The sequence below is a fragment of the Bradyrhizobium sp. genome (assembly GCF_019242285.1).
Taxonomy (GTDB): Bacteria; Pseudomonadota; Alphaproteobacteria; order Rhizobiales; family Xanthobacteraceae; genus Bradyrhizobium.
In genome coordinates this window covers 1-8586 of the sequence record NZ_JAFAVV010000091.1, presented here as the reverse complement: position 1 = coordinate 8586, position 8586 = coordinate 1, and the positions used below count along the sequence as shown (strand labels likewise).

Genomic DNA, 8586 nt, shown 5'->3' with positions numbered 1-8586 from the left:
TTCTATGACCTGTTTGCGCTACGCACGATCCGAAAGGACAAGGTGCCTTATCGCGTCGCGGCGCTGGCTGGCTTCACCAGCTATTCCATTGGCCACAACATTGGCGCCAGCGTCTTCACCGGCGGCGCGGTGCGCTACCGCATCTATTCCGCCTATGGCCTGAACGCCATCGACGTCGCCAAGATCTGCTTCCTGGCCGGCCTGACATTCTGGCTCGGCAACGCGGCGGTGCTGGGGCTCGGCATCGCCTACCATCCCGAGGCCGCCTCTTCGATCGATCAGTTGCCGCCCTGGCTGAACCGCACGATCGCGTTCGGAATCATCCTGGCCCTGATGGCCTATGTGGCCTGGGTGTGGGCGCAGCCGCGCTCGGTCGGCCGCGGGCCCTGGACCGTGATGTTGCCGGGCGGCCCGCTGACCCTGTTGCAGATCGTGATCGGAATCTTCGACCTCGGCTTCTGCGCGCTCGCAATGTACGTGCTGGTCCCGGACGAGCCCAATCTCGGCTTCGTGGTGGTCGCGGTGATCTTCGTGTCGGCGACGCTGCTCGGCTTCGCCAGCCACTCGCCGGGCGGGCTCGGCGTGTTCGACGCCGCCATGCTGGTCGGGCTCTGGCAGATGGACCGCGAGGACCTGCTCGCCGGTATGCTGCTATTTCGCCTGCTTTACTATATTGCCCCCTTTGTCATCTCTGTAATCTTGCTGACGTTTCGGGAGGTTATTGTCTCCGCCCGGTCGAAGCGCCTGCGTCAGGCCGCGCTTGGCCTCGATCCTGGGCTCGATCCAGGGCCCGCGCGCGAGGCTGCTTATGTGAGAGAGCGTGGAGATACCGGCGCCTGACGAGGAACGACACGGAGGCCAGATGGCAGTAGACGCTCCTTCCTCCTCCTCAGCCTCGCCGTCGTCACCGTGGCCGGAACGGTTGCGGAACTCCGCCGTCATCCTCCTGGTCGCCGGTATTGCGCTCGCCGTGCTGGTCATATTCGACGAGCTGTCGCCGCTTCGCGCGTTGGCGGTGTTCGCCTGCATCGGCGCGGCGGCGCTGGTGCCGTGGCCGCTGCACCATCGCGATGCCTCGCGTGAGGACGTCCGCGGCGGCAATCCGGCGGAGACGCCCGCGGTCAGCGCCGTCGTTGCCGGCATTCCCGATCCGGCGGTGCTGCTCGACCGCGCCGGCCGGGTGCTCCATCTCAACGCCGCCGCCGCCCAGCTCGCCCCCGCGCTGCGGAGGAACGAGCTCGCCCAGTTCGCGCTGCGCTCCCCCGAGATCATCATCGCGCTGCGCGAGGCGATCGCCACCACCGAGCCGCGGCGGGCCACCTATCACGACCACGTGCCGGTCGATCGCTGGATGGAGCTGATCATCACGCCGGTGCCGGTGCCGACCGCCTTCGGCGGCATCGACAAGTGCATGCTGATGACCTTCCACGATTTGACGCCGCTGCGGCGGGTCGAAGAGATGCGCGCCGACTTCGTCGCCAATGCCAGCCACGAACTGCGCACGCCGCTCGCGGCGTTGTCCGGCTTCATCGATACGCTGCAGGGACCGGCCAAGGACGACGCCAGGGCGCGCGAGCGCTTCCTCACCATCATGCATGCCCAGGCCACCCGCATGGCGCGGCTGATCGACGATCTCTTGTCGCTGTCGCGGGTCGAGCTGTCGGCCCATGTCCGGCCCGACACGCTGGTGGACCTCGTGATCCTGATCCGGCAGGTCGCGGACGGCCTCGAGCCCTTGGCGCGCGATCGTCAGGTCGCGGTCCATATCGATCTGCCCGAGGCGCCGGTCCTGATCGCCGGCGATCGCGAGGAGCTGTTGCGGCTGTTCGAGAACCTGATCGAGAACGCGCTCAAATACGGCGCCTCGGGCGGCAAGGTCATCGTCTCCCTGAGCTCGGCGATATCAGGCGAAGGTTCTCCGGAAATCCGAGTGATGGTGCGTGATTTCGGTCCCGGCATCGCACCGGAGCACCTGCCGCGGCTGACCGAGCGGTTCTACCGGGTCGATGTCGGCGACAGCCGCGCGCAGGGCGGTACCGGTCTCGGTTTATCGCTGGTGAAACATATTCTTAGCCGCCACCGCGGCCGGCTTTTGATCGAAAGCGTGCCCAGGAATGGGGCCACCTTCACGGCCTGCTTTCCCCAGCCCAAATCCCAGGCGGCGGCCTAATACCTTAGTAATTTGAATGGTTTGGCGCGTCATCCAAGTGTCATCAAACCTTTATAAAAGCGGCAATGACGGCTTTTAAAGGCAGGTCAGTGAGCGCGATCGGGCGTGAACGACGCTTCGCTCACCGCAGGGAGACCAGCAATGAACTTCGTGAAAGCGATCGTCGCGGCCGGACTGGTAGCCGCATCGACGACAGCCTTTGCCGCCGACATCACCGGCGCGGGCGCAACCTTTCCGTATCCGATCTATTCGAAATGGGCCGACGCCTACAAGAAGGAGACCGGCAACGGCTTGAACTATCAGTCGATCGGTTCCGGCGGCGGCATCAAGCAGATCGAAGCCAAGACCGTGACCTTCGGCGCGAGCGACATGCCGCTCAAGGTCGAGCAGCTCGAAAAGGACGGTCTGGTGCAGTGGCCGATGGTCATGGGTGCGATCGTTCCGGTCGTCAACATCGAGGGCGTCAAGCCCGGCGAGATGGTGCTCGACGGCCAGACGCTCGCCGACATCTTCCAGGGCAAGATCACCAAGTGGGATGATGCTGCGATCAAGAAGCTGAACCCGAGCGTCAAGTTGCCGTCGACCGCGATCACGGTCGTGCGCCGCTCCGACGGTTCGGGCACCACCTTCAACTTCACCAACTATCTCTCCAAGGCCAGCGCGGACTGGAAGGGCAAGGTCGGTGAGGGCACCGTGGTGGAGTGGCCGGTCGGCGTCGGCGCCAAGGGCAACGAGGGCGTGTCCGGCAACATCAGCCAGACCAAGGACTCGATCGGCTATGTCGAATATGCTTACGCCAAGCAGAACAAGCTGACCTATACCGCGATGGTGAACGGCGCGGGCAAGACCGTGCAGCCGACCGTGGAGGCGTTCCAGGCCGCGGCGTCCAACGCCGACTGGACCCATGCGCCCGGCTACTACGTGATCCTCACCAACCAGCCCGGCGACAAGTCCTGGCCGATCACGGCCTCGACCTTCATCCTCATGCACAAGGAGCCGACCGACAAGGCCGCTGCCGCCGAAGCGCTGAAGTTCTTCAAGTGGGCTTTCGCGAATGGTGGCAAGATGGCCGAGGAGCTCGACTACATCCCGATGCCCGACGCCGTGGTCAAGCTGATCGAGAAGACCTGGTCCTCGGACATCAAGAGCTGAGGTTCGGACGCTGCGATGAAGTTCTGCCCTTCCCCTGCCAAGGGGAAGGGTCACTCCGCCGGGGGTCGCAACCCGGAAAAACAGCCCCGGGACCTGAAATTCGGGGATTGAGAAAAGGCACCGCGCCTCCGGTCCCCGTCGGGATCGCCGGTCGTCTGCCGGGGAGGCGGAAATGGAAGCGCGACAGGTGTGCCCTGCCTGTCGCTGGAGCAAGAGAGGGATTGGCGTGGCAGATATGGCCGTTCAAAGTGACGTCGGCGCAGCCGAGGCCGTAGGACCGTTCGACCGCGCCCGGGCGTTGAGCTCATTCAAGCTCGGTGACCTCACCTTCTACTGGATCACCCGTATTTCCGCGATCTCGGTGCTGCTGATCCTCGGCGGCATCATCGTGTCCCTGATCGTCGGCGCCTGGCCCGCGATCCGGGAATACGGCTTGCCGTTCCTGTGGACGCAGCGCTGGGCGCCGTCCGCAGATCCGCCGGTGCTCGGCGCGCTCGCGCCAATGTACGGCACGCTGGTGACCTCGTTCATCGCGATGCTGATCGCGATCCCGGTCGGGCTCGGCATCGCGATCTTCCTGACCGAACTGTGCCCGCAATGGCTGCGCCGGCCGATCGGCATCGCCATCGAGCTGCTCGCGGGCATCCCCTCGATCATTTACGGCATGTGGGGCTTCTTCGTGCTGGGGCCGTTCCTGGCCTATACGTTCCAGCCGTTCATGATCGAGACGTTCGGCAACGTGCCGGTGCTCGGGGCGATCTTTGCCGGCCCGCCGTCCTATCTCAGCCTGTTCAACGCGGCGCTGATCCTCGCCATCATGGTGCTGCCCTTCATCACCGCGATCTCGGTCGACGTCTTCAAGACGGTGCCCCCGGTGCTGAAAGAGGCGGCCTATGGCGTCGGCTGCACCACCTGGGAGGTCGTGCGCAGCGTGGTGATTCCCTACACCCGGGTCGGCGTCATCGGCGGCGTCATGCTGGCGCTCGGCCGTGCGCTCGGCGAGACCATGGCGGTGACCTTCATCATCGGCAACTCGTTCCGCATCTCGTCCTCGATCTTCGCGCCGGGCACGACGATCTCGGCGGCGATCGCCTCCGAATTCGCCGAGAGCGACGGGCTGCATCAGTCGAGCCTGATCCTGCTCGGCCTGTTGCTGTTCGTCCTGACGTTCTTCGTGCTGGCCGCGGCGCGGCTGATGCTGTTGCGGCTCGAACAGAAGGCGGGGAAGTGAGATGATCCCGGTCATCAATCCGATCTATCGCCGCCGCCGCCGCTGGGACATCGTGGTGCGCTGGCTCTGCGTCGGCGCCGCGCTGTTCGGCGTGACCTGGCTCGCGCTGATCCTGTTCACGCTGCTGTACAACGGCGTCACCGGGCTCAACCTGCAGGTCTTCACCCAGAACACGCCGCCGCCCGGCTCGAACGAGGGCGGCCTTCTCAACGCGATCACCGGCTCCGTGATCATGACCGTGATCGGCGTCGGCATCGGCGCCCCGCTCGGCCTGTTCGCCGGCACCTATCTCGCCGAATACGGCCGGCATGACCGCTTGACCTCGATCATCCGCTTCATCAACGACATCCTGCTGAGCGCGCCGTCGATCATCATCGGCCTGTTCATCTACGGCGCCGTGGTGGTGCCGATGGGCGGCTTCTCGGCGATCGCGGGCTCGCTCGCGCTCGCGGTGATCGTCATTCCGGTGGTGCTGCGCACCACCGAGGACATGCTGCTGCTGGTGCCGAACCCGCTGCGCGAGGCGGCTTCCGCGCTCGGCCTGCCGCGCTCGCTCGTGATCAAGCGCATCGCCTATCGCGCGGCGCGTTCGGGCCTGATCACCGGAGTGCTGCTCGCCACCGCCCGCGTCGCCGGCGAGACCGCGCCATTGCTGTTCACCGCGCTGTCCAACCAGTTCTACAGCCTCGACCTCACCAAGACGATGGCCAACCTGCCGGTCACCATCAACAACTTCGTGCAGAGCCCCTACGCCTATTGGAAGCAGCTCGCCTGGAGCGGCGCGCTGCTGATCACCTTGACCGTGCTCGCCCTGAACATCGGCGCGCGCATCCTCGGCGCCGAGAGGACCGCAAAATGACCGAACTTTCCGTAAGCACCGCAGAGATCCCGGGCCGCACCAGCAACCTGCCGCCGGCGCCGGCCAAGGTGACCGCGCGCAACCTCAACTTCTACTATGGCGATCACCATGCGCTGAAGGGCATCAACCTCTCGCTCGGCACCAACCGCGTCACCGCCTTCATCGGCCCGTCCGGCTGCGGCAAGTCCACGCTGTTGCGCATCTTCAACCGGATGTACGATCTCTATCCGGGCCAGCGCGCCACCGGTGATCTGATCCTCGACGAGACCAACATCCTCGATCCGAAGCTCGATCTCAACCTGCTGCGCGCGCGGGTCGGCATGGTGTTCCAGAAGCCGACGCCGTTTCCGATGACGATCTACGAGAACATCGCCTTCGGCATCCGCCTCTACGAGAAGATCCCGAAGTCCGAGATGGACGGCCGCGTCGAGAAGGCGCTGCGCGGCGGCGCGCTGTGGAACGAGGTCAAGGACAAGCTCAACGCCTCGGGCCTGAGCCTGTCCGGCGGCCAGCAGCAGCGGCTCTGCATCGCGCGGACAGTCGCCGTGCGCCCCGAAGTGATCCTGTTCGACGAGCCGTGCTCGGCGCTGGACCCGATCTCGACCGCCAAGGTCGAGGAGCTGATCCAGGAATTGGCCGAGAACTACACGATCGCGATCGTCACCCACAACATGCAGCAGGCCGCGCGCGTCTCGGACAAGACCGCCTTCATGTATCTCGGCGAGTTGATCGAGTTCGACGACACCAGCAAGATCTTCACCTCGCCGAGCGACCGCCGCACCCAGGATTACATCACCGGCCGATTCGGCTAAGGAGACGGACATGGTTTCCGAACATACCGCCAAGGCGTTCGACAGCGACCTGCAGGAGCTGACCCGGCTGGTCGCCGAGATGGGCGGGCTCGCCGAGCGCATGATCGTGGATTCCGTCGATGCGCTGGTGCGCCGCGACGTCGGGCTCGGCCAGAAGGTCGTCGCCAACGATCTCGAGATCGACCATCTGCAGCGCCTGATCGAGGAGCGCGCGGTGTTGACCATCGCGCGGCGCCAGCCGATGGCGGTCGACCTGCGCGAGATCGTCGGCGCGATGCGGGTTGCGACCGACCTGGAGCGGATCGGCGACCTCGCCAAGAACATGGGCAAGCGCGTGCAGGCGCTGGAGAGCGATTTCCAACCGCTGAAGCTGATCCGCGGGCTCGAGCACATGACCGACCTGGTGCAGTCCCAGGTCAAGACCGTGCTCGATGCCTATGCCGCGCACGACCTGCCTGCGGCGATGACGGTCTGGAAGGGCGACGAGGAGGTCGACGCCATCTGCACCTCGCTGTTCCGCGAGCTCCTCACCTACATGATGGAGGATCCGCGCAACATCTCGTTCTGCATTCATCTGATGTTCTGCGCCAAGAACATCGAGCGGATCGGCGATCATGCCACCAACATTGCCGAGACCGTGTTCTACATGATCGAGGGCCAGCCGATGGTCGACAAGCGCCCGAAGGGTGACATGACGACGTTCGCCACGCCGGTTCCCGGAAACTAGGGCTCGAAATCAGGGGCTTGGGGGCCCGATCCCGGCAGATCATGCCCGCTTGAGAAGGAGACAGCTAGGCCATGAGCGCGCGTATTCTGGTGGTGGAAGACGAAGAAGCCCTGACCACGCTCTTGCGCTACAACCTCGACGCCGAAGGCTATGAGGTCGAGACGGTTGCCCGCGGCGACGACGCCGACACGCGGCTGAAGGAGCGGGTGCCCGATCTGATCGTGCTCGACTGGATGCTGCCGGGGCTGTCCGGCATCGAATTGTGCCGCCGCCTGCGCGCGCGCCCCGAGACCAAGCAGCTCCCGATCATCATGCTGACGGCGCGCGGCGAGGAGAGCGAGCGCGTCCGCGGGCTCGCCACCGGCGCCGACGACTACATCGTCAAGCCGTTCTCGGTGCCGGAATTGCTGGCGCGGGTGAAGGGCCTGCTGCGCCGCGCGAGCCCCGAGCGGCTCGCCACCGTGCTCGCCTATGGCGACATCGAGCTCGACCGCGAGAAGCGCCGCGTCGCGCGCTCGGGCCGGCCGATCGACCTCGGCCCGACCGAGTACCGCCTGCTCGAATTCTTCCTGGAGCATCCGGGCCGGGTGTTCTCGCGCGAGCAGTTGCTCGACAGCGTCTGGGGCCGCGACATCTACATCGACGAGCGCACCGTCGACGTGCACATCGGCCGTCTGCGCAAATTGCTCAATCCCGGCCGCGAGCAGGATCCGATCCGCACCGTGCGCGGCGCCGGCTACGCGCTCGACGACCGCTTCGCCAAGGTGGAATAACTATTCGTATTTTCAGAAGTTAAGCAGGCCGCTTGCTCGATTCCCTTCTCCCCTCGCGTCCGCCGAAGAGCTCGGGCGAAGGCGGATGTGGGAGAAGGTGGCGCCGGATGAGGGATCTGTCTCCGCGGATGCTGGCGTGCGAAACCACCCTCTCCCACGAAACGTCCCGCGAAAGGAGAGGGTGCATCGCGTTCGCTGCGACAGCGGAAATCTCGGAAGATCACCGCGTCGTGGGCTTGCTCGACGGACGCCTGCGGTCGGCGGCGGGCTGATAGGCGATGCGGGAGTGCTGCACGCAATAGGGCAGGCCCGCGAGCGCCTTGCCGCCGCAGAAGAAGAAATCCGGGCTCGAGGGATCGCCGACCGGCCAGTGGCAGGTGGCCTCGTTCAACTCCTGCAGCGACAGACGCTGGCTCATCGGCACCACGTTGTCGTAGGTGATCGGATCCGGCTCGAGTTCGGTCTCGAAGGCATGCGCCAGCGCGGTGTTGCCGCGCGTCACCGGGCGCGCCACCCGCATCATGTGCTGGGCGGGACGCGGCTTGCGTTGCCTCGGCGCCGCGGCCGCCGGGCTCTTGGCGCGGCCGGACAGACCGAGCCTGTGCACCTTGCCGATCACGGCGTTGCGGGTCACATTTCCAAGTTCAGCAGCGATCTGGCTGGCCGAATGTCCGGCCTCCCAGAGCTTCTTGAGCTGCTCGACGCGATCGTCAGACCAGGTCAATACCGTCATCGCACTCTTCCCTTCGCACGGCGCCGGCCGGAATGTCGGGGCGGCGCCGCGGTGCCAGACTCCAAAAAACCCTGCGTGCAGAATCCCTTAGGGTTCGCCGGCGCGAAAAGCGCGCCCGGACGTGTACGC

The 8586-nt window shown here is 65.5% G+C and carries 9 protein-coding genes; 8 read left to right on the top strand and 1 reads right to left on the bottom strand.

The window, feature by feature from the left end; translation table 11 throughout:
* The 8 genes from JOY90_RS03640 to phoB all read left to right on the top strand — a co-directional run.
* On the top strand, positions 1-840 hold an 840-nt coding region (locus JOY90_RS03640; protein ID WP_291689799.1), incomplete at its 5' end, for a UPF0104 family protein.
* A 22-nt stretch (positions 841-862) separates the two neighbouring features.
* A complete protein-coding gene (locus JOY90_RS03635; protein WP_291689798.1) occupies positions 863-2170 on the top strand; it encodes an ATP-binding protein in 1308 nt (435 codons plus the stop codon).
* Positions 2171-2311: 141 nt separating this feature from the next.
* Positions 2312-3322, top strand: coding sequence for a phosphate ABC transporter substrate-binding protein PstS (gene pstS / locus JOY90_RS03630; RefSeq protein ID WP_291689797.1), 1011 nt, complete (start codon positions 2312-2314; stop codon positions 3320-3322).
* Between the two features lie 235 nt (positions 3323-3557).
* Entirely contained in the window at positions 3558-4553 is a 996-nt protein-coding gene (pstC, locus tag JOY90_RS03625; protein WP_291689801.1) for a phosphate ABC transporter permease subunit PstC, read from the top strand.
* A gap of 13 nt (positions 4554-4566) precedes the next feature.
* Positions 4567-5412, top strand: a complete 846-nt coding sequence (gene pstA, locus JOY90_RS03620) for a phosphate ABC transporter permease PstA (RefSeq protein ID WP_291689800.1) — start codon at positions 4567-4569, stop codon at positions 5410-5412.
* Positions 5409-6224: a phosphate ABC transporter ATP-binding protein PstB gene (gene pstB, locus JOY90_RS03615; protein ID WP_291689796.1), complete on the top strand. Its 816-nt coding sequence runs from the start codon at positions 5409-5411 to the stop codon at positions 6222-6224. Before pstA ends, pstB begins: the two co-directional genes overlap by 4 nt.
* Positions 6225-6234: 10 nt before the next feature.
* Positions 6235-6951, top strand: a complete 717-nt coding sequence (gene phoU / locus JOY90_RS03610; RefSeq protein ID WP_291689795.1) for a phosphate signaling complex protein PhoU — start codon at positions 6235-6237, stop codon at positions 6949-6951.
* Between the two features lie 71 nt (positions 6952-7022).
* On the top strand, positions 7023-7724 hold the full coding sequence (phoB, locus tag JOY90_RS03605) for a phosphate regulon transcriptional regulator PhoB (protein ID WP_291689794.1): 702 nt from the start codon (positions 7023-7025) through the stop codon (positions 7722-7724).
* A 220-nt stretch (positions 7725-7944) separates the two neighbouring features.
* On the opposite strand, the gene JOY90_RS03600 is transcribed toward phoB, so the two are convergent.
* A complete protein-coding gene (locus tag JOY90_RS03600; protein ID WP_291689793.1) occupies positions 7945-8457 on the bottom strand; it encodes a GcrA family cell cycle regulator in 513 nt (170 codons plus the stop codon).
* Positions 8458-8586: the final 129 nt, after the last annotated feature.

What these genes read in the sequence shown, in the direction of transcription:
- pstS (WP_291689797.1), top strand. Translation starts at nt 2,312, where the DNA reads ATGAACTTCGTGAAAGCGATCGTCGCGGCCGGACTGGTAGCCGCATCG.
- phoB (WP_291689794.1), top strand. Translation starts at nt 7,023, where the DNA reads ATGAGCGCGCGTATTCTGGTGGTGGAAGACGAAGAAGCCCTGACCACG.
- JOY90_RS03635 (WP_291689798.1), top strand. Translation starts at nt 863, where the DNA reads ATGGCAGTAGACGCTCCTTCCTCCTCCTCAGCCTCGCCGTCGTCACCG.
- pstB (WP_291689796.1), top strand. Translation starts at nt 5,409, where the DNA reads ATGACCGAACTTTCCGTAAGCACCGCAGAGATCCCGGGCCGCACCAGC.
- pstC (WP_291689801.1), top strand. Translation starts at nt 3,558, where the DNA reads ATGGCCGTTCAAAGTGACGTCGGCGCAGCCGAGGCCGTAGGACCGTTC.
- phoU (WP_291689795.1), top strand. Translation starts at nt 6,235, where the DNA reads ATGGTTTCCGAACATACCGCCAAGGCGTTCGACAGCGACCTGCAGGAG.
- JOY90_RS03600 (WP_291689793.1), bottom strand. Translation starts at nt 8,457, where the DNA reads ATGACGGTATTGACCTGGTCTGACGATCGCGTCGAGCAGCTCAAGAAG.